Annotated in this window: 25 protein-coding genes and 1 riboswitch; of the genes, 15 read left to right on the forward strand and 10 right to left on the reverse strand. The window is 68.1% G+C overall.

What is annotated here, in order from left to right; translation table 11 throughout:
* The first annotated feature begins 5 nt into the window (after positions 1 to 5).
* The 11 genes from ACO0LU_RS02280 to ACO0LU_RS02330 all read left to right on the forward strand — a co-directional run bounded on the left by ACO0LU_RS02280 (position 6) and on the right by ACO0LU_RS02330 (position 11,570).
* Positions 6 to 1,286 carry an ABC transporter substrate-binding protein gene (locus ACO0LU_RS02280; RefSeq protein ID WP_424789798.1) on the forward strand — a complete coding sequence of 427 codons (1,281 nt, stop codon included), beginning with the start codon at positions 6 to 8 and terminating at the stop codon, positions 1,284 to 1,286.
* A 3-nt stretch (positions 1,287 to 1,289) separates the two neighbouring features.
* A complete protein-coding gene (locus tag ACO0LU_RS02285) occupies positions 1,290 to 2,216 on the forward strand; it encodes a carbohydrate ABC transporter permease (protein ID WP_424789799.1) in 927 nt (308 codons plus the stop codon).
* Positions 2,209 to 3,081 carry a carbohydrate ABC transporter permease gene (locus ACO0LU_RS02290; protein ID WP_424789800.1) on the forward strand — a complete coding sequence of 291 codons (873 nt, stop codon included), beginning with the start codon at positions 2,209 to 2,211 and terminating at the stop codon, positions 3,079 to 3,081. The genes ACO0LU_RS02285 and ACO0LU_RS02290 overlap by 8 nt, the downstream gene beginning before the upstream one ends.
* Before the next feature lies 1 nt (position 3,082).
* On the forward strand, positions 3,083 to 4,564 hold the full coding sequence (locus ACO0LU_RS02295) for a sulfatase family protein (protein WP_424789801.1): 1,482 nt from the start codon (positions 3,083 to 3,085) through the stop codon (positions 4,562 to 4,564).
* A gap of 3 nt (positions 4,565 to 4,567) precedes the next feature.
* A complete protein-coding gene (locus tag ACO0LU_RS02300) occupies positions 4,568 to 5,500 on the forward strand; it encodes an ROK family protein (protein WP_424789802.1) in 933 nt (310 codons plus the stop codon).
* Positions 5,494 to 6,867, forward strand: a complete 1,374-nt coding sequence (locus ACO0LU_RS02305; protein ID WP_424789803.1) for an alpha-L-fucosidase — start codon at positions 5,494 to 5,496, stop codon at positions 6,865 to 6,867. The genes ACO0LU_RS02300 and ACO0LU_RS02305 overlap by 7 nt, the downstream gene beginning before the upstream one ends.
* Positions 6,868 to 6,996: 129 nt before the next feature.
* Positions 6,997 to 8,046, forward strand: a complete 1,050-nt coding sequence (locus tag ACO0LU_RS02310) for an LCP family protein (RefSeq protein ID WP_424789804.1) — start codon at positions 6,997 to 6,999, stop codon at positions 8,044 to 8,046.
* 50 nt (positions 8,047 to 8,096) lie between these two features.
* Entirely contained in the window at positions 8,097 to 9,068 is a 972-nt protein-coding gene (locus ACO0LU_RS02315; protein WP_424789805.1) for an NAD-dependent epimerase/dehydratase family protein, read from the forward strand.
* Between the two features lie 98 nt (positions 9,069 to 9,166).
* On the forward strand, positions 9,167 to 10,054 hold the full coding sequence (locus tag ACO0LU_RS02320) for an O-methyltransferase (RefSeq protein ID WP_424789806.1): 888 nt from the start codon (positions 9,167 to 9,169) through the stop codon (positions 10,052 to 10,054).
* Between the two features lie 140 nt (positions 10,055 to 10,194).
* On the forward strand, positions 10,195 to 10,767 hold the full coding sequence (locus ACO0LU_RS02325) for an RNA polymerase sigma factor (RefSeq protein WP_424789807.1): 573 nt from the start codon (positions 10,195 to 10,197) through the stop codon (positions 10,765 to 10,767).
* Complete coding sequence (locus ACO0LU_RS02330; protein ID WP_424789808.1) at positions 10,767 to 11,570, forward strand: hypothetical protein; 804 nt, start codon at positions 10,767 to 10,769, stop codon at positions 11,568 to 11,570. Before ACO0LU_RS02325 ends, ACO0LU_RS02330 begins: the two co-directional genes overlap by 1 nt.
* 169 nt (positions 11,571 to 11,739) lie before the next feature.
* Here the strand turns inward: ACO0LU_RS02330 and ACO0LU_RS02335 are convergent, their stop codons facing one another.
* Genes ACO0LU_RS02335 through ACO0LU_RS02350 form a run of 4 tightly spaced genes read right to left on the reverse strand, consistent with a single transcriptional unit; the run spans position 11,740 to position 14,461 of the window.
* Positions 11,740 to 12,393: a DUF305 domain-containing protein gene (locus ACO0LU_RS02335; protein ID WP_424789809.1), complete on the reverse strand. Its 654-nt coding sequence runs from the start codon at positions 12,391 to 12,393 to the stop codon at positions 11,740 to 11,742.
* 39 nt (positions 12,394 to 12,432) lie between these two features.
* A complete protein-coding gene (locus ACO0LU_RS02340; protein WP_424789810.1) occupies positions 12,433 to 13,212 on the reverse strand; it encodes an acVLRF1 family peptidyl-tRNA hydrolase in 780 nt (259 codons plus the stop codon).
* A 29-nt stretch (positions 13,213 to 13,241) separates the two neighbouring features.
* Positions 13,242 to 14,183, reverse strand: a complete 942-nt coding sequence (locus ACO0LU_RS02345) for an NAD(P)-dependent oxidoreductase (protein WP_424789811.1) — start codon at positions 14,181 to 14,183, stop codon at positions 13,242 to 13,244.
* Entirely contained in the window at positions 14,180 to 14,461 is a 282-nt protein-coding gene (locus ACO0LU_RS02350) for a DUF2530 domain-containing protein (protein ID WP_424789812.1), read from the reverse strand. The genes ACO0LU_RS02345 and ACO0LU_RS02350 overlap by 4 nt, the downstream gene beginning before the upstream one ends.
* A gap of 195 nt (positions 14,462 to 14,656) precedes the next feature.
* Here ACO0LU_RS02350 and ACO0LU_RS02355 point away from each other — a divergent pair, with 195 nt between their 5' ends.
* Together ACO0LU_RS02355 and ACO0LU_RS02360 are read left to right on the forward strand one after the other, a co-directional pair.
* Positions 14,657 to 16,141 carry an NCS2 family permease gene (locus tag ACO0LU_RS02355; RefSeq protein ID WP_424789813.1) on the forward strand — a complete coding sequence of 495 codons (1,485 nt, stop codon included), beginning with the start codon at positions 14,657 to 14,659 and terminating at the stop codon, positions 16,139 to 16,141.
* Positions 16,142 to 16,300: 159 nt separating this feature from the next.
* On the forward strand, positions 16,301 to 17,050 hold the full coding sequence (locus ACO0LU_RS02360; protein WP_424789814.1) for a hypothetical protein: 750 nt from the start codon (positions 16,301 to 16,303) through the stop codon (positions 17,048 to 17,050).
* Positions 17,051 to 17,112: 62 nt separating this feature from the next.
* Here the strand turns inward: ACO0LU_RS02360 and ACO0LU_RS02365 are convergent, their stop codons facing one another.
* From ACO0LU_RS02365 to ACO0LU_RS02380, 4 genes are all read right to left on the reverse strand, one after another.
* Entirely contained in the window at positions 17,113 to 17,799 is a 687-nt protein-coding gene (locus tag ACO0LU_RS02365; protein WP_424789815.1) for a YkoF family thiamine/hydroxymethylpyrimidine-binding protein, read from the reverse strand.
* A gap of 43 nt (positions 17,800 to 17,842) precedes the next feature.
* Positions 17,843 to 17,947: riboswitch (TPP riboswitch) on the reverse strand.
* Positions 17,948 to 18,026: 79 nt separating this feature from the next.
* Positions 18,027 to 18,977 (reverse strand): hypothetical protein, encoded by a 951-nt coding sequence (locus tag ACO0LU_RS02370; RefSeq protein ID WP_424789816.1) that lies wholly within the window; start codon positions 18,975 to 18,977, stop codon positions 18,027 to 18,029.
* Positions 18,978 to 19,194: 217 nt separating this feature from the next.
* Positions 19,195 to 19,398 carry a PLD nuclease N-terminal domain-containing protein gene (locus ACO0LU_RS02375; protein ID WP_424789817.1) on the reverse strand — a complete coding sequence of 68 codons (204 nt, stop codon included), beginning with the start codon at positions 19,396 to 19,398 and terminating at the stop codon, positions 19,195 to 19,197.
* Between the two features lie 126 nt (positions 19,399 to 19,524).
* Complete coding sequence (locus ACO0LU_RS02380; protein WP_424789818.1) at positions 19,525 to 21,144, reverse strand: protein adenylyltransferase SelO; 1,620 nt, start codon at positions 21,142 to 21,144, stop codon at positions 19,525 to 19,527.
* Positions 21,145 to 21,251: 107 nt separating this feature from the next.
* Between ACO0LU_RS02380 and ACO0LU_RS02385 the strand changes: the two genes are divergently transcribed.
* Together ACO0LU_RS02385 and ACO0LU_RS02390 are read left to right on the forward strand one after the other, a co-directional pair.
* Complete coding sequence (locus tag ACO0LU_RS02385) at positions 21,252 to 22,010, forward strand: DUF429 domain-containing protein (protein WP_424789819.1); 759 nt, start codon at positions 21,252 to 21,254, stop codon at positions 22,008 to 22,010.
* Positions 22,011 to 22,136: 126 nt separating this feature from the next.
* A complete protein-coding gene (locus ACO0LU_RS02390) occupies positions 22,137 to 22,277 on the forward strand; it encodes a hypothetical protein (RefSeq protein ID WP_424789820.1) in 141 nt (46 codons plus the stop codon).
* A gap of 77 nt (positions 22,278 to 22,354) precedes the next feature.
* Here the strand turns inward: ACO0LU_RS02390 and ACO0LU_RS02395 are convergent, their stop codons facing one another.
* Together ACO0LU_RS02395 and ACO0LU_RS02400 are read right to left on the reverse strand one after the other, a co-directional pair.
* Positions 22,355 to 23,131, reverse strand: coding sequence for a FadR/GntR family transcriptional regulator (locus ACO0LU_RS02395; protein WP_424789821.1), 777 nt, complete (start codon positions 23,129 to 23,131; stop codon positions 22,355 to 22,357).
* A gap of 161 nt (positions 23,132 to 23,292) precedes the next feature.
* The gene (locus ACO0LU_RS02400) at positions 23,293 to 24,435 is read right to left on the reverse strand and encodes an ABC transporter substrate-binding protein (protein ID WP_424789822.1); all 1,143 of its coding nucleotides are present in this window, start codon (positions 24,433 to 24,435) and stop codon (positions 23,293 to 23,295) included.
* Positions 24,436 to 24,442 lie beyond the last annotated feature (7 nt).

Here is a 24,442-nt window from a genome sequence, read left to right on the forward strand (position 1 = left end):
TTCACATGCGCAGGAAGTACGCAATGACAGTCGCGACCGTGTCGCTAGTAGCGCTTGGTTTGGCTGCCTGCTCCCCAGGGAGCCAGGAATCTGGCACCTCGACAGGCAATGGGGACGAGGACGTCACATTGGGCTGGAACTTCTGGGTTCAGGGTGAGGCGGCAGACGCCGCGTGGGAAGCGCTGGCGGATGAGGTGACCGAGCACTACCCGAACATCTCGGTCGAGTTGAACCAGGTGCCGTTCGGCGACTACTTCACCAGGTACCAATCGCAACTCGCGGCCGGCGAGGCGGCGTGCATCGTGGGGATGCAGTCCCTGCGCCTGCCGGCGTTCGCAGAGACGATGGAGCCGCTCGATGAGTACTTGGAGCAAGAAGGCTTCGATGAGTCCGAGTGGAACGAAGGCGCTCTGACCGCTCTACAACGCGAGGGAAGCCAGTACGCGATCCCGATTGGTTTTTCCACCATGCAGATGTTCTACAACAAGGATCTCTTCGCAGAAGCGGGTGTGGACGAACCCACAGACGGTTGGACGATCGAGGACTTCGAGAGCGCGGCTGTTCAGATCACTGAGGAGACCGGTGTACCCGCCTTCGGTCAGTCCTTCTCCGACATGCACATGTTCTCCATGCTCTACGCCTACAACGGTGCCACTCCAGTGACCTCGGAGGGCGAACTTGACCTCACCAGCGACGAGATGCATGAAGCATTTGCTTGGTACGCCTCCCTTTCCACTGAACTCGGAGTCGCAAGCACCCCCGCCAGTTCCGCTGAAGTGCCGTGGGGCGAGCAGCAGTGGCTGGCCGGCAACGTTGCCATGGCGGTTGACGGAACCTGGAACACCGCTTCCAACGCGACCGATACGGACTTCGAGGTCGGCGTCGTCACGCTTCCCGCAGGCGAGCAGGGTGTGAACACCTTCTCGGCGAACTCCGGCTTCGGTGTCACGACAACCTGTGAACATCCTCAAGAAGCCGTTCAGGCGATCACGGTGCTTACCAACGAGGAGAGCGCGGTGGCCTCGGCTGAAGCCGGAAACGAAACCGCGCGTCTTTCCGGTCAGGAGACCTACTACGAAGGGCTCGGCGAATCCGTCAGCGAGGAATACAAGGAGCAGGCACAAGAAACGGCCGAAGCCTCCAGTGCCGTCGCACAACCTTTTGTCAGCACGGACAACTGGGAAGCTGTCGTCAGCGAGATCAGCCGTCAGTTCATCCTTGCCTACACCGGTGATCAGCCTGCAGCGGACGCCCTGGAGGCCACACAACAAGCAGCCGGCAATTGATAAATGACGCAACTCGCACACCCGGAAGCCGCGGTCACGCCCAAGGAGGAACGACGGCGAAAGCCGCTGCGCAATGAAGGTCGAGCCGCCTTTGGGTTCCTGACTCCCAGCGTTGCTGGACTCACACTCTTCCTTCTGTTCCCGTCAGTGCTGGCGGTAGTGACCAGTTTCTTTCACTGGCCCACGTTCGGAAATATCGAATTCGCCGGGCTGGACAACTACCGCCAGCTGACGGGAGAGGGGGCGACGTTCCCCGCCGCGCTGCGGAACACGGTTCTGTTCACCGCCCTCGTGGTACCGGTGAACTTGGTGGTGACACTCTCGCTGGCGTTCTGGATCGCTGGCAGTAGGTTCAGTCGGATCTACCGGGTGCTGTTGTTCCTTCCCGTTGTCACGCCGACAGTCGCGACAGCCGTGATCTGGATGATGCTCTACCAGCCCAACGGCATCGTGGATTACTTGGCCGGGGCGGTAGGACTGAACATCCCGAACATCCTGGCGAGCCAATCAACTGCTCTGGTCGCGGTCGCCTTCGTGGTGCTGTGGCAGGGACTGGGATACAACGTGTTGATCTTCTCAGCCGCGATCGACCAACTCCCGGAGGACGTGATCAACGCAGCAAAGATTGACGGTGCAGGAGTGTTGAGAACGCTCTTCCAGATCAAAATCCCCCTGGTCACACCAGCGGTGTTCTTCGCGACCACCATCACGATGATCCAGTCCTTCCAGATTTTCACCGAGCCCTTCATGATGACGGCTGGTGGACCGGGAGATGCGACGGTGACCGTGGTCATGGACATCTACCAAACGGCCTTCAGAGGTGGTCAACTCGGCTTAGCGGCTGCGCCGGCAATGGTCCTCTTCGCCCTGATTATTATCTTCACGTTGGCCCAGTGGGCCGGACAGCGAAAGTGGGTCCACTATGGCTGAGCAGACCAATGTGACAGAGCGCCAGAAACCCACGTTCCGGTGGCGTTCGATCGGGAAATTCGGTAGCGAAGCCGCGCTCATGGCGTTCGTTGTGGTGTTCCTCTTCCCGATCGTCTTCACGATCACCTCGTCCACGAAAACGCGAGCGGAGATTTTCGCTATGCCGCCGTCGTTGTTCGGCGAGTCGATCACGTTGGACAACTACGTCGCGGTGCTGCGCGATGCGCCGTTCATGCGGTACATCCTCAACGGCATGATTGTGGCTTTCCTTGGCACACTGATCGTGCTCGTGGTCTCCGCGCTGGCCGCGTATGCCTTCGGCATTTTGCGTTGGCGTGGTCGCGATCACGGGATGCTGGTTTACCTGGCGACCATCATGATCCCGCAAGAGGTGCTCGTTATCCCGATGTTTCTGCTTATGCAGAGACTCGGCTGGATCAATACCTGGCAGGCACTCATCCTGCCCTTCGCCTTCGGGGCCTTCGGGACCTTCCTGCTCAGACAGTTCTTCATGAATCTGCCCTATGAGTTGGTCGAGGCGTCCCGGGTTGACGGGTGTAGTCAGTTCCGCACGTTCCTGCAGATTGTGCTGCCGTTGGCGAAGCCGGCACTGGGTGTCCTTGCTGTCTGGACGTTCATCACGTTCTGGAACAGTTTCCTATGGCCCCTCATTGTCGTGAACGACATCGAGCGCATCGGAACCGTCCCGCTCGGGTTGCAGACCTTCGTGGGCGAGCACGGCGCCTCATGGAACCTGATCCTCGCGGCCTCGGTCGTGTCGATCGCACCAACGCTCCTGCTGGTGATCCTGCTCCAGCGCCACCTCGTCAAGGGTATCGCTATGGCGGGCCTGGGAGGGCGTTGAGGTGGTTTCGACGAATCAGCCGAACATCATCGTCTTCGTGGCCGACGATCTGGGGTGGGGTGACCTGGGCTCCTACGGTGCAAGAAAAATTCCCACGCCGAACATTGATGCGTTAGCGGCAGAAGGGAAGATCTTCACCGACGCGCACGCCTCCTCAGCGGTATGCACACCCAGCCGGTACAGCCTCATGACCGGGGAGTACCCCTGGCGGAGCCCGCTGGAGCGAGGCGTGCTGGGAGGAACTGATCCATCGATCATCCGGAACAGGCAACTCACCCTTGCCCGTGCCTTGAAGGAAGCCGGCTATCGGACCGGAGCTTTCGGTAAATGGCACCTCGGAATGGACTGGACTGATAAGGATGGGCGGCGAAGATCCGCCTTTGCCTCCGACACCTTCACGCCACAGATGCAAGCCGACGGGCGTGACATCGACTACTCGCTCCCGGCGCGCAATGGTCCGATCGACCACGGTTTCGACACCTTCTTCGGCATCGCCGGCTCGCTCGATATGCCGCCGTACTGCTTCATCGAGCAAGACCGCACTCTCGGCGTGCCGTCGGTGGAGAAGGAACCGTTGATCACGTCTCAGCGCCCCGGGCTACAAGTCCCGGGGTGGCAAGACGATCAGGTCGATATTGAAGTCTGCCGGCGCACGGTCGACTGGGTGAAGCAGGTGGACGACCGCCCGCTCTTTGCGTATGTCGCCTCAGCGGCACCACACCGTCCCTGTGTTCCTCCGGAGTTTCTGCGCGGTAAGTCAGACGCTGGGCCCCGAGGCGACAGCGTCATGCTCGTGGACTGGATGATGGGACAGATCATCTCGGCGCTGCAAGAGGTCGGACAGTGGGAGAATACCTATGTCTTCTTCACCAGTGACAATGGTGCACCGCTGATCTTCCCCGAGGATGGTGACGTGGTGGAGCACGCGCCGAACGGTCCGTGGCGCGGTCAGAAGGGCGACGCCTGGGAAGGTGGACATCGGGTTCCCCTCGTTGTGAAGGGGCCCTCGGTGCCGCAGTCCACCCACTCGGACACCCTGGTCTCGCTTGTCGATATTCTGCCGACCCTCGCCAATCTCATCGGGTTCGTTGACCTAGGGCCGCTCGATGGCACGAGCATTCCTTTCGATGAACTGCCACGTGCCGAGAGTGAGTGGGTCGAGCAGAATGAACGTGCAGATCTCGCGGAGCGAGTCATCGGCCAACAGGCGTTCAACGGCATGCTCAGTTTACGTCGGGGCCTTGAGAAAGCGATCTTCGGTGCAGGTTCCGGAGGCTTCAGTGACCCCGTGGGGGCACCCAATGCGACCGACGGGCAGTATTTCAACCTGGAAAGCGACCCAGCCGAGTCGGCGAATCGCTGGGAGGAGCGGTTCGACGTTGCGCAATCGCTGCTCCGCGACTTCACCAGCGCCACGGGGTTGTCCCTCGACAGTTCCGGATACGTCCACAGCCCGGCGATCGATCCGGGCGAGGGAAATTAGTCGATGGGAATCGTAGGTGGTCTTGATATCGGAGGCACGACGACCAATGCGGTGCTGATCCAGCAGGACGGCAAGCAACTCGCTACCGGGACCGCACCGACGCCGGCGCGGGAAGGCGGGGAGGCGATGTTGCGTACGGCGACTTCGCTGCTGTCCGGCCTTCTCGCCGATGTGCCGCGGTCGCGGTTGGTCGCCGTCGGGGCGGGAGCCGCCGGCGTCGTGGACATCGAGTCCGGAACCATTCTGGCAAGTTCGGACTCCTTCCGGGATTGGACCGCATTCCCCCTTGGTCCCCGCCTGTCCGAAAGCCTGCTCGTACCTGCGCTAGTGGTCAATGACGTTGACGCGTTCTGTCTGGGCCAATTGACCGTGGTTCGATCGAAGGGGATGGATACCTTCATGGGCCTGACGATCGGAACCGGGATCGGTGGGGCACTGGTCCTCGACGGCAGCATCTATCGGGGGGCGAATGGCGCGGCCGGCGAGATCGGACACACCTCGGGCTACGGCTCCGAAGCGTGCACGTGTGGCGGTTTCGGTCACCTCGAGTCCAAAGCCTCCGGTCGGAGCATCGCCACGCGTTACGCCAGAAAGATCGGCGAGCCGTCGGATCTTTCGGCGTCCGAGGTGGCGACGTATGCCCGCCGCGGGGACAGCAGAGCCCGGGAGGTCTTCCGCGACGCCGGTCAAGCCCTCGGTCAGGCGATGGTCACCGTGGCGACGCTGCTCGACAATGTGAACTTCATCTTGGGCGGCGGTGTTCTGCACGCGTGGGATCTGATCGAACCGGGTGTACACACCGAGATATCGGAAAATCCACCAGTATCCAAGCAGGACTTATGCATCACGCTATCAAGCATGGGTCCGTGGGCCGCGGCTGTGGGTGCAGCGGCCGCCGCTAATGAAGAATTTGAAAAAGGAGTTGTGCGATGTTGAATTTCGAAAAGCGCCAGGGTCCGGTTTTCGCTGCGGATGAGGCCCCGGAATATCCGCGCGCCGAGGTGCCGACGTGGTATCGCGATGCAAAACTGGGAATATTCATCCACTGGGGGCTCTACTCGGTTCCAGCCTGGGCCACGGTCGGCGATGGTACGCAAGTGCCGGTCGAAGATGCGTATGCGCACCACAAGTACGCGGAATGGTACGGAAACACCGTGCGCATCGCCGGCAGCCCCACGCATACCCGCCACGAGCAAAAGTACGGGGTCGGCCACAGTTACGAAGACTTCGCCGATGTGTGGAACCTGGGTGACTTCGATACTGCCGAGTTCGTGCGCAGCCTCGGGGACACCGGGGCGAAATACGTCGTGCTGACCACCAAGCATCATGACGGCTTCTGCCTCTGGGACACTCCAACGACCCGTTTCAACTCTGCGGCCCGGGGTCCCCGACGCGACGTCGTGCGAGAAGTGCACGACGCCACTCGCGCACTCGGACTGAAGTTCGGCACGTACTTCTCCGGCGCACTGGATTGGCACGCGAGCAACTTTCCCGCCATCGAGTCGGATGTGGATCTGTTCCGGTTCCGGCGGAACGATCCCGGATTTGCGCAATTCTCCGCCGCGCAACTGGACGAACTGGTCGAGCGGTTCGAGCCCGACATCCTGTGGAACGACATCGAATGGCCGGACGCCGGTAAGGGGCGTGACTCCTACGGGTTGGCGGCACTCCTGAGGCGATATTTCGACAGGGTTCCCGAGGGAGTCATCAATGACCGATGGGGGATTCCGTATCACGGTTTCCTCACCCGGGAATACACGAATGTTGACGACGTCCTGGAAACCCCCTGGGAGTCGACAAGGGGTTTGGGGCTCTCATTCGGTTATAACTCTGCGGAGTCTGCCGACCTCACGCTCACCGGGGTCGAACTGATTCATCAACTCATCGACGTCGTCAGCAAGAACGGCAATCTGCTGATCAACGTGGGCCCTCGGGCCGATGGCACGATCCCCGAACTCCAGCGCCGAACACTTGCCGAGTTGGGCGACTGGATGGGCGTCAACGCACGCGCGATTCACCGAACGCGGCCGTGGCTCCGTGCGGGCGATGCCGGCGAAGGTGGGACGAGTCCGGTGGCGTACACACAAGGCGAAGGCACCCTTTACCTGCACGCACTGCAGCCGCAGCAAGCGGCCGTTCGTCTACCGGAGGAGATCCGTCCCGGAAGCCGGGCAGCATGGCTCACCACGGACGGGGATGAATCCGCGCTCGTGGCGGTGAGCGAGGGCGGGCTGGTCGAGATCCCCCACTCGCTGCGGTCGAGGCCGGCGGCGGTCCTGGAAGTCGTGCGCGAGAGCCGCTGAGGTCACTCTCGTCCGCCTCCACTCGTTTCGCCGAGCCGGCCCTGGCGCAACGAGCGGTTCCGGATAACTCCACCACACCTGCACACGATTTCGGCTGTGGGCTGGGCGCGCCCCCATATCCTGAGCAGCATGGCCAACGAACCCCCCCGCTCGCGCACCAAACTGGCGCTCATCATCGCCCTGTCGCTGGTGGCGCTGCTGATCGCGGTGCCGGTCGTGGCGTTCCTCGTGATGCAGAACCGCATCGATGACCGCATCGAACGCTTCGAGGACCCCTTCGCCGGGCGCGAGGACCGCGACTCCGGCGAGGACAACGACGATGACGCCGAGGAGGAGTCCGACGGCGATGACCCGGTGAACATCCTGGTGCTCGGATCGGACTCGCGGATCTCCGCCGGGGACCCCAGCCAGTGGGAGGCCGGCGGGCAGCGCACCGATGCGATCATGATCGCCCAGGTCTCCGGGGACCGGGAGTCGATGACGTTCATGTCCATCCCGCGCGACTCCTGGGTGCCGATCCCGGGCCACCCCGACGCCAAGATCAACGCCGCGTTCTCCTGGGGCGGGCCCTCCCTGATGATCGAGACGGTGGAAGATCTCACCGGCATCACCCTGGACCACATCATGGTCACCGACTTCGAGTCCTTCCAGGCCATCACCGACGAACTCGGCGGGGTGGAGATCACCCTGACCGAACCCCTGCGCACCGGCGGCACCGACCTGCCCGCAGGCACCCACCGGCTGAACGGGTCCCAGGCCCTGGACTACACCCGCCAGCGGCACGGCCTCTCCGGCGGGGACCTCTCCCGGATGCAACGTCAGCAGAACTGGATGCGCGCGATGATGGTCTCGGCGTTCAACCGGGACGTGCTCACCAACCCCGGGCGCCTGAACGACCTGCTCATCGTGGTCGCCGAGAACGTGGCGGTGGATGAGTACTTCCAGATCTCCCACATGCGCAACCTGGCCCTGTCGATGCGCAACATCCGTCCCGGTGACGTGAACTTCATCTCCGCCCCGGTCACCGGGCTGGGCCGTTCCCCGGACGGGGCCCAGTCCATCGTGCACCTGGACTTCGAGGCCCTGGAGCAGGTGTCCCAGGCCTTCATCGAGGACCGCGCCGCGGAGTTCGTCGCCGAGAACGAGGACCTGGTCCAACTCGGCGACCTCGTGGAGTAGCCGCAACCGCTGCCGAGCCACCCGGCCCGGCACACCCGAAGGGAGCCGAGGTGCGCATCGCTGTGCTGGGTGCCTCCGGCTTCGTCGGCTCGGCAGTGTGCGCCGCCGCCCGCCACGCCGGCCACCACGTCCTCGAGGTCCCGGCCCCCCGGCTCACCACCGCCGCCCGCGGCACCGATGCGGTACTCGCCCAGGCGGTGAGGGCCGACGACGACGCAACCACCCTGGCCGCCGACCTCACCGAGGCGGAGGTGGTGATCAACGCCGCCGGCCTGGCCACGCCCGGTGCCGGGATGACCGATGACTTGGTGGGCGCCAACGCCTTGCTGCCCGGCGTCGTCAAACGCGCCGCTGCGCGGGCCGGGGTGGAGCGGGTGGTGCACGTCTCCTCGGCCGCGGTGCACGGCGAGGCCAAGGTGCTGGACCCCGGCGCCGATCCCCGACCGACGTCACCGTACGGGTGGTCCAAACTGTGGGGCGAGCAGGTGGCGTCTGCTGCGGGCCTTCACCAGCCACCCACGCCCGGCGCGGGACACTCCGATCCGGGCGTGGCGCAGCCCGATCACGGCGCGAAACAGTCCGATCGCGGCGCGCGGCGGGCTGACCACGGTGCGCCCGGCCCCACCGTGGTGACCTACCGCCCCACCTCCGTGCACGGCCCCGGCCGCGGCGTGACCGACCAGGTCCGCCGGCTCGCCCGCTCCCCGCTGTCCTGCGTGGCGGCACCGGGGGATCATCCCACCCCACAGGTCATGGTCGAGCAGGTCGCGTCGCACGCGCTGCACCTGGCCTCGGCGACCGAGGTTCCCACCGGCCCGGTGATCCATCCCTGGGAAGGGTGGACCACGTCGTCGTTCCTGCAGCACCTCGGCGACGGCAAACGCCCGCGGCGCATCCCTCGCCCCCTGGCCCGTGCGGTGCTCGCGGTAGCCAAGACCGCCGGCCGACTGCACCCACGACTGGGCGCCAACGCCCGCCGCCTGCAGATGCTCTGGTTCGGCCAGCGCCAGCTCCCGGCGTGACCCGCTGACCGCGCTCGCGCACCCTCGCGGCCCCGCATGCGTTGGTTCGCAGCGTCAGTAGACTGCTCGGGCAGAGCCAGCGCGGGAGGAGATGGCGGGTGCGAGCACGTTCGACGCGGAGCCGGCTGGCGTCCTCACGGCTGGTCCGCCGGTTACGTACCTCTGCCGGCGCGCGAATCCCGGACATCGCGGGCTTGGGCTCGGGTGGCGCCCCGCGCGAATTGGACCCGCTCATCGAGGCGGTCCTGGTTGCCGTCACCCGCCGCGAACTCAGCCCGGCCGAACAGAAGGTCGCCGAGCGCATCGAGGTCCGCCGGGAGGAACTCAGGGCCTCGGACCGGATGGTGCAGTACCGCGACTACGGCGCCGGCGCACCCACCACGGCAAGGCCGACCGACGACGAGGCCGCGGCCGGACGCCTGGGCAGCCAGTCGTTGGGGCGACTGACCACGGTGGCCAGCAAGGACCGGATGTGGGCGGCGCTGCTGATGCGGCTGGTGCGGCAGGCCCGCCCGCGCTCGTGCGTGGAGATGGGGGCAGCGGTGGGCATCTCCGCCGCCTACCAGGCCGGCGCCCTGCGGTTGAACGGGCAGGGCCACCTGGTCACCCTCGAGGGCGGGCAGGCTCTGGCCGAGGTCGCCGAGGCGACGCTGGCGTCCCTGCACCTGGGCGGTATCGCCCGGGTGGTCCCGGGCCGGTTCGCCGACACACTGCCCGCGGTCCTGGCCGAGGCGGCACCGGACTACGTGTTCATCGACGGCCACCACGACGGGCAGGCCACCACCGATTACTTCGCCCAGGTGGAAGCGGTGATGCCTCGCGGGGTGGTGGTCCTCGACGACATCGACTGGTCCGAGGGGATGCGGGCCGCGTGGCAGGCGATCAGCACCGCTCCCTCGGTGGCAGCGTCGGTGCATCTGGGCCAGTTGGGTGTGTGCGTGCTGGGTGAGTCGCGCGCCCCGCTGCACTGCCGCCTGGAGTACTGATCGGTCGCCACTCCTGATCGGGCGCAGTTCCTGATCGGGCGCAGTTCCTGATCGGGCGCAGCTCCTGATCGGCGCCGTCGACGCCCCCGGCATCCCGCGCCGTGCGACACACTGGAGCAGGTGTCGGACAGGTACCGGGTATGAGCGAGACTTCGGATGATCGCGACCGCGAGGACGCGTTCCGGTCGTTGTTTGAGCGTGTGTACCCGGATCTGGTCCGCTTCGTGCAGCGCCGGGCTGATCCCGACCGCGCCGAGGACCTGGCCGCGGAGGTCTTCCTGGTGGTGTGGCGCCGCTTCGATGACGTACCAGCGGCAGGAGACGCGCGCCCCTGGATCTTCGGGATCGCCCGCAACCTCCTGCTCAACGAGCGTCGCGGCGACCAACGCCGCCATGCGCTCGGGGTGCGGTTGGCCGATGCGTTGGCGACATCCTCGGTACTGGAGCCCGCGGAGCAGGTGACCCGCCGGGTGGACGTCGCCCGGGCGTGGCAGCGCCTCTCGGAGACCCATCAGGAAGCCCTCGCGCTCGCGGTCTTCGATGACTTGAACGCGCCCGAGGCCGCAGCCGTGCTCGGGATCTCGCCGGTGGCGTTCCGGCTGCGGGTCAGCCGGGCCCGCCGGGCGCTGCGCCTGCACCTCGGCGATCCACCCCGACACCCTCGGAACACATCCGCCACCCAGGCCCGCGCCATTGCTGAAAGGACCCCCTGATGGATCGAACCGACACTCTGACCAGGACGCTCCGGTCCTTGGACGCCGCGGACGCGCGCGTGGACGCCACTGGCCCACGTGCGCTCGCGGACCTGCGGGCGATCGTGGCCAGCGACCCCACGGTGGCGGGGCGGCCTGAACCTGCCCGATGGTCACGCTCCACCCGCCGGGTCCTGCTGGCTGGTGGCGCCGCCGCGGCCCTCGCCACCGCCCTGGTGACCATGCCCCCGATGACCGGAGGCGATGAGGCCTTCGCCACCTGGACCCCGGTCCCGGCCGAGGTGGCGGCTGAACAGCGCCCGGCGGCGGCCCAGGAGTGCCGCAGGAACCTGGCCGACGGGGCGGGCGACGACTACGCCGACCCACTGGCGGACGCGCACGTCGCGATCGCCGAGAGTCGCGGGGTGTGGACCACCGTGATGCTGGCCGGCCCGGACGGGTTCTCCGCATTGTGCATCACCGACGACTCCGCCGGGATCTTCCGCGACGGGATGATCGGCTCGATCGGCTTCCCCACCGGCTATACCGACGTGGGGGAGCGTGAACTGTTCGCCACGGACCTGGGCGTGGGTCACATGAGCGGTCAACGCCTGTCCATGGCTGCCGGTCACGCGGGTGTGGAGGTGACGGGCGTGGCGTACCGGAGCAATGACCACGGGGAGGTCGCCGCCACCGTCTCGCGCGGGCGCTTCGCGCTGTGGCTGCCGGGCGAGGAGTTCACCGGCGCCGCCCGCGACGGCCTCGAGGTCGAGGTCACCTACCGCGACGGCACCACCGCCACCACCGTGCTCACCCTGGATTGAGCCGGCCGGTGCCCGTGCGCCGAGGGCGAGCCCCGCCGACCGACCCCAACCGTGCGCCGAGGGCGAGCCTCGCCGCCGAGATCGAGCCCGGCAGGTATCGCCCTGGACGGTAACTATCGCCCTCGGCGGGCGGGGAGCGTGGGTCGGGCCTGCGAACGGCGGCGGGGCCTCAGTCGTCGTCGGGCGCGTCGCCGTCGTCGTCGCCTTCGTCGTCCTCCACGTCCAGGCCGGCGAGGATCTCCCGCATGTGCGTGACCTCGTGCTGCTGGCTGTTCAGCATCGACTGGGCCAGGTCCACCAACTCCGGGTTCTCCCCGTCCAGGATCACGTCCTCGCAGATGTTCGAGCGGGCCTGGTGCAGCGCGATCATCTGCTCCAGATACAGCGCGTTGGCCGCATCGCCCGACGCCGGACCGAGTTCACGGATCTCGGCATCGGTGACCACCTCGGTGTCCGGCCCCTCCGGAACCTCCTCACCCCAGTCGGTGAGCATGCCCTCCAGGGCCTCCACCTCGTCGTAGTGGGAGGTGAACAGGCTCAGCGAGAGCGTGTCCACCTCCTCCACCACATCGGCCTTGGACCGGATCACCTGGTGCAACTCCAGGCTGGTGAGGTGCAGCGCGATGAGTTCCTGGGCGTGGGTGACGTCGTCGTCGCTGAACTGCGGATCGGCCTCCTCCTCGTCCTCCGGCGCCTCCTCTTCGGCGGCGGTGGTCTCCTCGGTCTCGGTGGGCTCGGGACGCTCCGGGGAGGGGTCGGTGCAGGAACTGAGTGCCAGTGCGGCTACCAGGGCCACCGCGGCGCTGACCAGGCGGCGGCGCATCATGCCGGGCTGGGGGTAGGAACGATCACGCGCTCCACCCTACTGGGCCGGGGTGAGCCGGACGGGGACGCTGCGCCCGCGTCGCAGGGCCCGTTCCAGTACGACGAAGCGGGGCTCGGGCAGATCGGCGAACGTACGCCGGGGCAGCGCGGCCACCTGCGCCAGCACTGGATCGGCCAGCACCTGCTCACCCAGCGCCCGGTCCCCGCCGACCACCAACCCCAGCGGCAAGCCCGGCGCAGACCCCACCGGTGCGGGCAGCAGGTGCGACGCGGCCAGTTCCACCACCGCACCCACCAGCGCATCGGCCTGGTTGCCGCGCCGGCGGGCGAACCGCTGCTGGGACCACCCGCCCGCCGCGGTGCGTGACTGCACGTACTTGGTGCCGCTCTTGTGGGAGCGCAGGTGGGGACCTTCGGCCCGGCCGACGGCGTAACCTCCGCGGCGGATCAGCACCAGTCCCAGGTGGGCCGGCGGGGCGCACCAGGCGCTGATCGCGGCCAGCGCCGCCGCGCTGGTCGCGTCGTTGGCGTCGGGGTCGGTGGCCTCCGGGTTGGTGGCGCCCGTCGTGCCGCGGTCCTCCCCGGTCCGCAGGTCGAGGCCGGTGCCATGGCCCGCGCCGCCGGAAGCACCGGAGCCGAGGGGCCACCGGGAGAACTCGGCGAGTTCCCCGTCACCGCCGCGGATCCGCACGACCCCGGGGTCGCCGTCGTCGGCCGTGTCTTCGGGCAGCACCACGGCCCCGTCGTGACGGTCGGCGAAGCCGGTGATCCACGTGCCGATCCGCTCGATCGGCACGTGCACCGTACGGGCGGTCACGACGTCCTCGAGGGGCCGATGCGCACCGGTCAGCGGGTGACGAGCCCGGCCAGTTCCTCCCCGGCCAGGTAGGCGCGGACATTCTGCTCGATCAGTGGCTCGGAGTTGCGCGGACGCCCACCGGCCGAATGCGGGGTGATGATCACGTTCGGGGCGCTCCAGTACGGGTCGTCGGAGGGCAGCGGTTCGGTACGGAACACATCGAGTGCGGCCCCGCCGATGCTGCCCTGCTGCAACGCCTCCAGCAGCGCCGCATCATCCACGGTGGCCCCGCGGCCCACGTTCACGAACCAGGCGTGGCGCGGCAGCGCCTCGAACACCGCGCCGTCCACGATCGCCTCGGTGTGGGGGTTGGCGGGCAGGATGTTGATCAGCACATCGGTGCGGGGGAGTTCGTCCGGCAGGTCCGCCGCGGTGATCACCGGGAACCCGGCGCGCTCCCCGGCGGAGGAGGCAACCCCGGTCACGGTGGCGCCCATCGCGGCCATCCAGGGGGCCAGTTCCTGCCCGATGGAGCCGAAGCCCCAGATCAGCACCCGAGCCCCGGACAGGGTGGAGAAGTTGCCGGTGCGCAGGGCCTGGTTGCCGCCCAGGCGGGTCTCATCCCATTCGTTGTTGGCCTGATAGAGCACGCACAGGTCCAGTCGGCGGGCCGCGGCCAGCACCATCGCGAGGGTGTGCTCGGCCACCGGACCGGCGTGCAGACCCAACCCGGAGGTCATCGTGATGTCCTCGCTGAACCCGGCGTTCACCGCGGCGTCCATGCCGGCCATCAGGCCCTGCACCCACTTCAGGTTCGGCAGTTCCGCCGGGAGTTCGACCATGCGGTGCCCGGGAATGGCCCACAGCACGATCGCTTCGGCGTCGCGGTGCTCCTGCGGGATCGGCTCGGTCACCGCGTAGGTGACGGGCTGCACCTGGTCGGGCAGGTTCAGGTCAAGGTTGATGGAGTCGGGCAGGAGCAGTTTCACGAAGGGTCCTGGGGGTTGGGGGCGGGTTCGGTGGTGGGTGCGGCGAATTTGGGCCGTGGGCGTAGCCAGGCCCAGATCAGGCCGGCCGCGCCCAGCACGACGCCGGCCACGGCGATCGAGGCGAGTCGGCCGTCGGCGCCGTAGCCGAGCAGGTGGCGGGCGCCGAGCACCAGCAGGACCGCCAACCAGATCAGGATGCCCACGCTGAACACCAGCACGGAGGGCACCCTGGCCGGCTGCAATTCCTGTGGTGTTCGTTCGGGGTCGAGGCTGCGCACGTCTTGATGGTAGAGCCTCGCGCGACGGCGACGCGGACAACGACGGCGGCGGCGACGGCGACGGCGTGAGCCCGTGTGACGGCGGTGCTGCGGTGGTGAGTCGCTGCGGCCGGGCGAGGCGCCGTCGTCGGGCACTTCCCCACCTGATGGTCGGGATTGGACGGAACCGAGTTCGGCTGGCCAAGATAGTGCCCCATGGGACAATCCACGCGCGAGGATGAGCGCACCTCCGGATTCGCCGGCTTCCTGGACCGTTACTTCGAGATCTCTGCGCGTGGCTCCACCATCGGGCGTGAGATCCGCGGTGGCCTGGTCACGTTCTTCGCGATGAGTTACATCATCGTCATCAACCCGTTGATCCTGGGCACCGTGCCCGACGGCACGGGCAACTTCATCGGCGGGATCGAGGAGTTGGCCGTCCCCCGGGTGGCGGCGACCACCGCCCTGGTCGCTGGGGTGCTGTGCATCGCGATGGGTCTGGTGGCGCGCTTCCCACTGGCCATCGCCGCCGGCATGGGCCTGAACGCCGTGGTGGCCTACTCGATCGCCGCGCTGCCCGACGCCGGGCTGACCTGGGCCGATGCGATGGGCATCGTGGTGCTGGAGGGCATCATCATGCTCGTCCTGGTCCTCACCGGGTTCCGGCAGGCGGTGTTCCGCGCGGTTCCGTTCGAGTTGAAGATGGCCATCAGTGTGGGCATCGGGCTGTTCATCGCCTTCGTCGGCCTCGTCAACGCCGGCATCATCCGGATCCCGGCCTCGATGGCCACGCCGGTGGAACTGGGGCTGAATGGGTCGCTGGGTGGGTGGCCCTCGCTGATCTTCGTGATCGGGCTGTTCACCGCCGGCATCCTGTGGGTGCGCAAGGTTCGCGGGGCACTGCTGATCGCGATCGTGGTCGGCACCGGGCTGGCGATGCTTGCCGAGGCGTTCCTGAACGTGGGGCGGGCCTCGGAGGACAACCCCTGGGGTTGGCAGCTCAACCCGCCCGAGATCAGCGGGGAGATCATCTCGCTGCCCGACTTCGCCCTGCTGGGCCACTTCTCCCTGCTCGGTTCGATCGAGAAGGTCGGCATCGTCGTCGTCCTGCTGCTGGTGTTCACCCTGATGCTGGCCGACTTCTTCGACACCATGGGCACGATGGTGGCCGTGGGTGCCGAGGCCAAGTTGCTGGATGAGCAGGGCAACCCGCCGCGGACCCGAGAGATCCTGGTGGTGGACTCCTTCGGGGCCATCGCCGGCGGGGCGGGATCGGCATCGACGGCGACCGCGTACATCGAATCCGCAGCCGGCGTCGGTGAGGGGGCCCGGACCGGGCTGAGCAGCGTGGTGGTCGGCATCGCGTTCCTGCTGGCCACGCTGTTCTCCCCGATCGTGGCGCTGGTGCCCTTCGAAGCGGCTACGCCGGTGTTGGTGCTGGTGGGCTTCCTGATGATGGCCCAGGTGACCGGGATCGACTGGAAGCGCACCGAGGTGGCGATCCCGGCGTTCCTGACCATCCTGATGATGCCGCTGACCTTCTCCATCGCCGCGGGGATGGGCGCCGGGTTCATCGCCTACGTGATCATCCAGGTAGGTGCCGGACGGATCCGCAAGGTGCACCCGCTGATGTGGGTGACCTCGCTGATGTTCGTCTTCTACTTCGTGCGCGGTCCGATCGGAACGCTGCTCGGGGGTTAGCGGGGCCGGCAGTCGGGGTGCGGGGCGGCGCGGGTACTGTGTCCGCCGGTGGTCTTGGGTCGGGGAGCGGGCCGGGTGGGCAGTTGCTCCGGGTGGCCCGGTGCTCCGAGTGATTGCGCCGCGGTTGGTGCGCCGGCGCCTGCCGATGGACCATGGGGGATGACCCGCTCCACTCCGCCCCGCACCTGGAGGTTCTCCGGTCGGATCGCCGGTTGGGGGACCGCCGGTGGGACCCGGTTCGTCGTGGGTAACTGGCACACCACTCCGCTGGGGCCATTCGCGGGGGTGATGGTGCAGCATCCGCACGGGCATCGAGTGCTACTGGCGCCATCGACGGAGGTCGCCGAGTTCGTCTCGGCCACCTACCAGTTCGATGCCGTCGAGCCCGCGAACGTGACCGTGCACCGGTATGCGCCCAGATCCCCGGCAGGGGCTCGTGCGCGTGACGCCGTTGTGCGGGGAATGGCAGATCCCGGCTCCTCCCAGCCGCCCGTACCGGCTGAGGCGCTGCCGCGGACTGCGCCCACCACGGCGGGGGAGCGGTGGCAGATCGAAGCCGGCCCACTGTCCGCAACCGTGCAGATCGGCAAGCGGGCAGCGGTGGGTTGGCTGTTGCGCGCGCTGCCCGCTGCGGTGACCGGTGCGCCCTGGTTCACCCTCCTGACCGATCCGGTCGCGCGGGTGGCCCTGCCAGGGGTGCGCACCCGCGGTTCGGCCGGGGGTGGGCGCAGGGAGTACTACGGTGCGAGCGACCTTCATCGCCTCGCCGGTGCTCGTACCTCGTGGGATGGAACGGACTTGGGCGCGATGGTTCCGATCGACCCGCCGGTGCGGTTCGGGTTCGCCTCCACCCCGGCGAAGCCCAGCCTCACCGACTTGGTCACCACGGTGCGCGACGGGGCTCCCTGAGCGCGTACCCCACACCGCCAGTGCGCGAGGCGGACGGGCGCTCGTGAACTGGGCTGGCGCGGTTACGTCCCGCGGGCCGGCGTGGGTGAGCCCACCGAGATGGTCAGGTGGGTCGCCACGTGCGGGACGGTGGTGCCCACCCGCGCCCACGCGTCGACGGCGGTGGCCACCACCTCCGCGAGGTCGCCGGTGAATTTGGTGGCGTAGTGGGCCGCAGGGGCGGCAACCCCGCGCGCCTGTGCGCGGGTGATAGCCGCCTCGATGATGGACATGTGTTCGCCGGCATCATCCCCACCATCGAGTAGCGGGTACAGCGACCACTGCGCCACCGCCTCGATGCCGGTGGGTTCCAGGCGCACCGGGGCCACCTCGGGCAGGATCGTGGAGGTCAGGTCGCAGGTACGTTCGCCCGGGCAACCGCGGGAGAACAGCACGTGGGCGGCGACGTGCCCGCCACCGGAGTGCCGGGAGGCAGCGGCGATGGCAGCCACCAGGTAGCCGGCCAGGTCCTGTTCGGCCGGCACCGCCCGAGCACCGACGTATGTGCTGACCTCGTCGGTCTCGATCACCAGCCCCTCGCCCGCGCCGCTCGCCTCCACCTCGGCGAGGGAGTCCAGGATCACGCGCACGAAGTCGTCGGTGTGCGGGTGGAGGCTGAATCGCATCCCGACGCCCAACTCGCGTGGCGTGGCCTCGCTGGTGCCGGTCGTGGTGATTGCCTCCGTGCTGCCGTGGCCGGTGGTGATCATCGGTGCCTCCGGTCCCGGGGTACCTCACGAGCCGCCGACGCTCATCGGCGGGTGCCCAACTCCCTACGCCGGTACGAACCGGATCAGGTGGACGGGTCTGCGGACTCTCCGCACTCTCAGCGCTCCGCGCGCTCCCCGGGGGGTAGGTTCGACGCTAACCGTGGCGGACCGGCGCTGTCCACCCGCCGAAGCCAGCATTAATCGACTTTGCCCGCAGATTCAGCCGATCAATGCTGACTTCGGCGGGTGGTGGTGAGGACCTGGCGGACGTGGTGGGCGATGGTGCCGGGTGGGCGCAGGTCGCGGCTGGTGAATCGCAGGACGGTGGCATCCGCCTCGGCCAGCAACCGGTTCTGGCGCTGCCGGTCCCGGAAGAGCGCCTCGGGTTCGCTGTGGACCTGGCGTCCGTCCATCTCGACGATGACCCAACCGCCGTCGCGGCGCCGCCATCCCATGTCACCGCGCCCGATGAGCGTACCGGTGGCGTCGCGCAACACCACCTGGAGTTGGTCCGGTGGCAGATCGTGGTCATGACAGTCGAGCCGGGCCCACGTCTCCAATGGTGATTCGGCGCGACCATCCACGAGCGGCCACCACCTGCTGGTTCGCGCGGCACCGCGTCGCCCCTGCAGCCACCGGCGGACGTCGGTGAGGTCGCTGGTGTTGATGAGGCCTTGGTTGAGGGCCGAATCGAGCACGGCGACCCCGTGATCGCGTCGCAGGAGTGGCAGAGCGTGGACGAGTGCGGTGGGGACGTCGCTCACCTGCCAGCCGGCGTACCGCACCCGCACCGGCACGTCACGATACCGGCGCACAACGACGCCGACCGGTCCCCGCAGCCAGCGCCCACCTGTGAGCGCTACTTCCGGCGTCAACTGCTGGGGCAGCCCTGCGACGCCATGGAGGGCCAGGGCGCAGCACCCCACGGCAATGGCGTCCTTGCCGATCGCCAGCAGGCCGGTCCAGGCGGCCTTGCGCCGGGACGCGTCGAAGTCCGTCGGACGGTCCGGCTCGGTGTCGTAGACGCCGCGCACGACCCGCTTCCACATGCCGCGAGCGACCAGGGTGGCGCACCGGTCGCCACTGATGCCCAGAGCCCGGCATTGCGCGGTGGAAATGAGGCCGCACTGCCAGTGGGTGTACCGCAGCAGGCCCTCCGGGATCGGTACCGTGCGCATGACGCCAGTAAGCACCAATCCACCGCGCCCATAGCGGCTGCCCACCAGCACCTGTGGACACAGTTTCCCAGTGTGCATACCCGCCCATCCCCCGCCGAAGCCAGCATTGGTCGACTTTGCGGCGCGTTCAGCCGACTAATGCTGACTTCGGCGGGGGCTGGGGCCGGGGCCGGGCTGGGGCCGGGCTGGGGGCCGGGTGGGGGTGGCTGGTGAGTTGTCAGCTGTGGGAGTGGCGGCCGATGAGGAACCAGGCCAGAGTGCCCAGGAACGGCAGGGCGAACACGGCCAGCATCCACAGCGCCTTGAGTCCGGAGGTATAGTTCCGCGACTGCGCGATAGACATGAGTGCGGCGACGATGAGCGCCAGCCACGCCAGCCCGAAGACGACGACCACGAGGCCCCCTGCGACCGCATCAAACATGTTCCGACCATAGCAACGGGACCGGGTGGGCACTGGCCCTGGGAGGTCAGGTTCCGCGGAAACGGGGCGGCCTCGGAAGTTGTCAGGTTCCGCAGTACGTCACGAACGGGGCGGCCTCGGAAGTTGTCAGGTTCCGCAGTACGTCACGAACGGGGCGGCCTCGGCCGGGGCCGGCTCGGTGAAGCGCTCCAGTCCCGGGCGCTCGGTGAACGGCTGGGTGATCACGTCCAGCAATTCATCGAAGGGGCCCAGGTCTGCGGTGCCGGCAGCGGCGAGAGCTTCCTCGACCAGGTGGTTGCGTGGGATGTAGATGGGGTTCACCTGGGCCATCACGCTCGCATCCGGGCGATAGGAGAGCCAGCGTTGCAGCCACGGCTCGAAGGCCGGCCGCTCGGTCGATGACGCAGCCTCGCCTCCGGCCCCGTCGAGCGATGCCGGGGCCGGAACCTCATCACCACGGGCGCCGTCGAGCGACGCCGGGCCCGGAACCTCATCGCCACCGGCGCCGCCGGACAGTGCCGGCAGCGGAGCCTCATCGCCACCGGCGCCGTCGAACAGCGCCCGCACCGGGCGCGCATCCCCGCCGGCGGCCGTGGTCAGGTGGCGGAAGAAGGAGGTGTAGTCCACACCCCGAGCACCCAGGAGTGTGGTGAGGTCGCGGATCAGGGCGGTTGCGTCGTCGTCGGGCGTGAAGGACTCCAGTCCGAGTTTGGCGCGCATGCCGCGCGTCCAGGCGGCGGAGTAGACCTCCGGGAAGGTGTTCAGCGCCGCGGTGGCCGACTCGACGGCCTGCTCCTGGTCCGCACTGACCAGCGGCAGCAGCGTTTCGGCGAACCGGGCCAGGTTCCACTGCGCGATCTGCGGTTGGCGGCCGTAGGCGTAGCGGCCCAGGGCGTCGATGGAGCTGAACACGGTGCCCGGGTCGAAGGCCTCCATGAACGCGCACGGTCCGTAGTCGATGCTCTGCCCGGAGATGGTGGTGTTGTCGGTGTTCATCACCCCGTGCACGAACCCGATCAGCATCCACTTCGCGACCAACTCGGCCTGCGCGGCCAACACCGCCTCGAACAGCGCCAAGTAGGGGTTCTCAGCATCGCGCGCCTGCGGGTGGTGCCGGGTGATGGCGTGATCGGCCAGGCGGCGCAGCAGATCCTCATCACCGGTGGAGCGGGCGTAGGCGAACGTGCCCACCCGCAGATGACTGTCCGCCACCCGGGCCAGGACCGCACCGGGCAGGGGGCGCTCACGCATCACCGCCTTGCCGGTGGCCACCACGGACAGCGACCGGGTGGTCGGCACTCCCAGGGCGTGCAGCGCCTCGCTGATGAGGAACTCCCGCAGCATCGGGCCGATCCCGGCCAGCCCGTCCCCGCCGCGGGCGAACGGGGTGGGCCCCGAGCCCTTCAGGTGCAGGTCACGCAGGTTGCCGTGGCTGTCGGTGAGCTCGCCCAGGAGCAGGGCCCGGCCATCCCCCAGCCGCGGCACGTAACTGCCGAACTGGTGGCCGGCGTAGGCCTGGGCTACCGGGGTGGCGCCCTCGGGTACCTCGTTGCCGAGCAGGAACCGTAGGCCGGCAGGGCTGCGCAAGTACTCCGGGTCCAGGCCCAGTTCACCGGCGAGGGTGTCGTTCAACGCGACCAGCCGGGGCTCGGGGGCCTTCTCGGCCTGCCACGGCACGGCCAATTCCGGCAACTCACGGGCGAAGGTGCCGTGCAGCAGGTTGCTCGGTGGGGCGGTGGTGGTCATGTTTCGACGATACGCCGCCCTCGGCGCCGATGCTCGGGCATGCCATCGAGGCCCCGGTGCGGGACAAGCCCCGGTCCGTGCCAACCGGGTGGATAGTGTGGCCGGGCATGAGCATGCACATCGGGATCGACCTGGCCTGGTCCACCCGCGCCCGCACCGGGCTTGCCGCGGTGGACGGGGGCGGAGCACTAGTGGCCTCGACCAGCGTGGTCACCGACGGCCAGATCGACGACTGGCTGCCCGGGCTCGGGGCCGGTGTGGTGAGCGTGGCGATCGACGCGCCGCTGATCGTCACCAACCCCACCGGGATGCGCCAGTGCGAACGCCTCATCGGACGGTCCTACGGGGCGTATGAGGCCAGTTGCCACACCAGCAACCTCGGCAATCCGCACTTCAACCCGCCACGGGCCGCGGTGCTGGCGGGCCGCCACGGCTGGCACACCGATCCCGCGCACCGGGGCGACGTTGCGGCGCCGGTGGCGATCGAGGTCTACCCGCACGCGGCGATGGTGGGGCTATTCGAGCTGGGGCGCACGCTGAAGTACAAGAAGGGCCCGGTGTCATCACGGCGCACCGGCATGCTGGCGGTGCTGGAGAGGATGGAGACCCTGGCCGAGTTGGCCCTGCTCGGCAACCAGCGGTGGCAGCAGATCCGCCTCGCAGCCGACCGGGCGAAGCGCCAGGTCGACCTGAATCGCATCGAGGACGAGGTCGATGCGATCCTGTGCGCCCACCTGGCCTGGCTGTGGCACCACCGCCCCGGCACCCTGCAGGTCTACGGCGACGCCGCGGCCGGCTACATCATCGCACCGCCACCGCCTCCCCATCCGCAAACCCCGCGAAAGCCACGGTCGGGGCGGGGGTAGTCATCCCGGATGCGCGATGGCATGCTCGAGGTGTACGTCGCAGCCAGCGTGAACGCGTCACTCCGGGTTCACCCGACCGATGCGGAGTTCTGAACTATCGAGTCCGGTTTTGCCACCTATGACTTGGTGACCACGGTGATCGTGATCCTTCTGATCACCGCCACCATTGCCGCCGTCGCATTGATCGCGCGCAAGGTCTTGCGGCAACGGCACCGCGAGGACAGCGACCCGCAGTCCACCCAGGGGCCACGGGATAGCCAGACCTGAAGCCGCTCAGACCCCGCAGCGCGTGATCTAACCGGCGCAGTGCCGGCGAGGTCGCGGACGGGCCCGGGGCGAACCTCTCAGCCTGCGCTGCGCCCGGCCGACTCGGCGCGGGCGGCCTCCACCCGCACCTGATCATCGGGTGAGCGGCGCAGCGGCGGGATGATCTCATCGTCGGGGGTGAGGATCACCAGGTCGTTGTCCATGTGATCGGCCATCGCGTGCACGGCGTCGATGAAGTCGCCGCGGCGCACGGCATCCACGATGCGTTCGTGCTCGGTGTGCATGGACAGCACGTCGCTGGCGTGGGTGAGCCGCTCGGCGTTGGCCGGTTCGGCGAGCTTCTCGGTGATCCCGGCATACAGGGAGGCAAGCAGCCGGTTCTTGGCGGCGTCGAACAGCAGGTAATGGAACCGGGCGGCCAGATCCGCGTCGGGCTGCGGGGTCATCACCGGGCACTGCCCCGGCCGCAGGGTGGCGGCTGCCGCGGCTTCCAGGGCCTCCACATCCTCGTCACTGCGATGCAACGCTGCCTGCTGGGCGGCCTCGACCTCCAGCGCGCGGCGGTAGGAGAGCAACTCCTCCAACGTGTAGGCGGTGAGGAACTCCGAGAGCACGCTGGAGGTGGGGGTGGCCGAGCGCACGAACGTGCCACGCCCGGGCAGGGTCTCCAGCATCCCGATGCTGGCCAGGGATCGCACCGCCTCACGCACGGTGGAGCGCCCCACGCCCAGGATCTCGGTGAGTTCGGGTTCGATCGGGATGCGCTCGCCCACCGCCCAGGCACCGGTGGTGATCTGACGGCGCAGATAGGCGAGCGTGGTGCGGGCCCGCTCGGTGCCGCTTGTGGTGGCCATCACACGAGTATAGGAAGCCTGCCGGTGCAGGCGTGGCCCGCTCCGCCGAGCACCAGTGGCGTCCTTCGCCGTATTCCGGCTGTTTGCAAGGCGGTGGTCTGGTGCGGTCACGGCCGAGGCCAGTTCCGCTGACTCATGACGTCTCAGCGCCAACCGGGCGGCTACTGCTCCAGCCAGGTCGCGATCTGATCGCGGCCTTCCACCGTGCTGGTGAAGCCGAGGGCTTGGACGTACTTGCCCTCCACGAGGAAGGGCTCATGCTCGGCCACTGCCGGCAGCGCGGCCACCGCCGGGTTGTTCAGCAAGTCGGCGAAGATCGTCTCACCGGAGCCGTTCATGTCCACCAGCAGGATCCGGTCCGGATCGGCCGCCAGCACCTGTTCGGCCGAGATCGGCCCGCTGCGCACCATGCCCAGGTCGGCGCTGGCGTCCCGGCCCCCGGCCAGGCGCACCACCTCCAACGGGAAGGCACCCCCGGCGGTCACGAACGGGCGACCGGCCTGGTTGCTCAGCACCAGCACACTCGGTCCGTCCTCGTCGGAGGCATCCACCAGCCCGTCCGACAGGGTGGTCGCCAGGTCCGCCGCCTCCTGCTCCATCCCCAGCGCGGTGCCCACCAGGTCGATGTTGGTGAGCATCTCGCTCACCGAGGAGAAGGTGTTCGGCAGCACCAGCACCGGGATACCGGCCTCGGTGAGTACCCGGCCCACTCCTTCTTCCATGCCGTGCCGGTCGTTGAAGACCACCAGATCCGGGTCCGAGGCGATCACGGCCTCGGCGTCCACGGCGGACTCGGAGGCGATGTGGTGCTCCACGTCCGCCATCACATCCGGTTGGTTGGACAGCACCGGGTTGGCCGCTTCGGCCGGTGCCATCACCAACTTCTCACTCGCACCGAGTTCGGCCACCAGGGCGGCGCTCTCATAGGTCAGCGCGGTCACCCGTTGCGGTTCGGCGGGGATCCTCACCTCGGTGGCGGGCCGGTCGTCGCCGGCCGGCACGTCCAGGGTGCGGGGGAAGCCCTGCTCCTGGGTGCCCTCGTCCTGAGCGGAGGCTGCGTCGTCGTCGTCGGCGGTTCCGGTCTCCCCGGACTGTTCGACGCCGGACTGCTCATTGGCGTCCTCGGCTGCCCCGTCGGGCTCGTCCGCGGGCACTCCCGAGGAGCACGCGCCCAATATCAGCAGCAGCGCCGCCAGTGGGAGGAACAGCACGCGCAGGAGCCCTCGACCGGATCGGGTGGGCCGAAGGGCGGCACCAGCAGATCGGGTGGGCGGCGGGGCGGCACCAGGAAACGTCGGACGCATCGGCACC

Origin of the sequence: Pseudactinotalea sp. Z1748, assembly GCF_049725185.1 — a bacterium.
Classification (GTDB): domain Bacteria; phylum Actinomycetota; class Actinomycetes; order Actinomycetales; family Beutenbergiaceae; genus CALKWS01.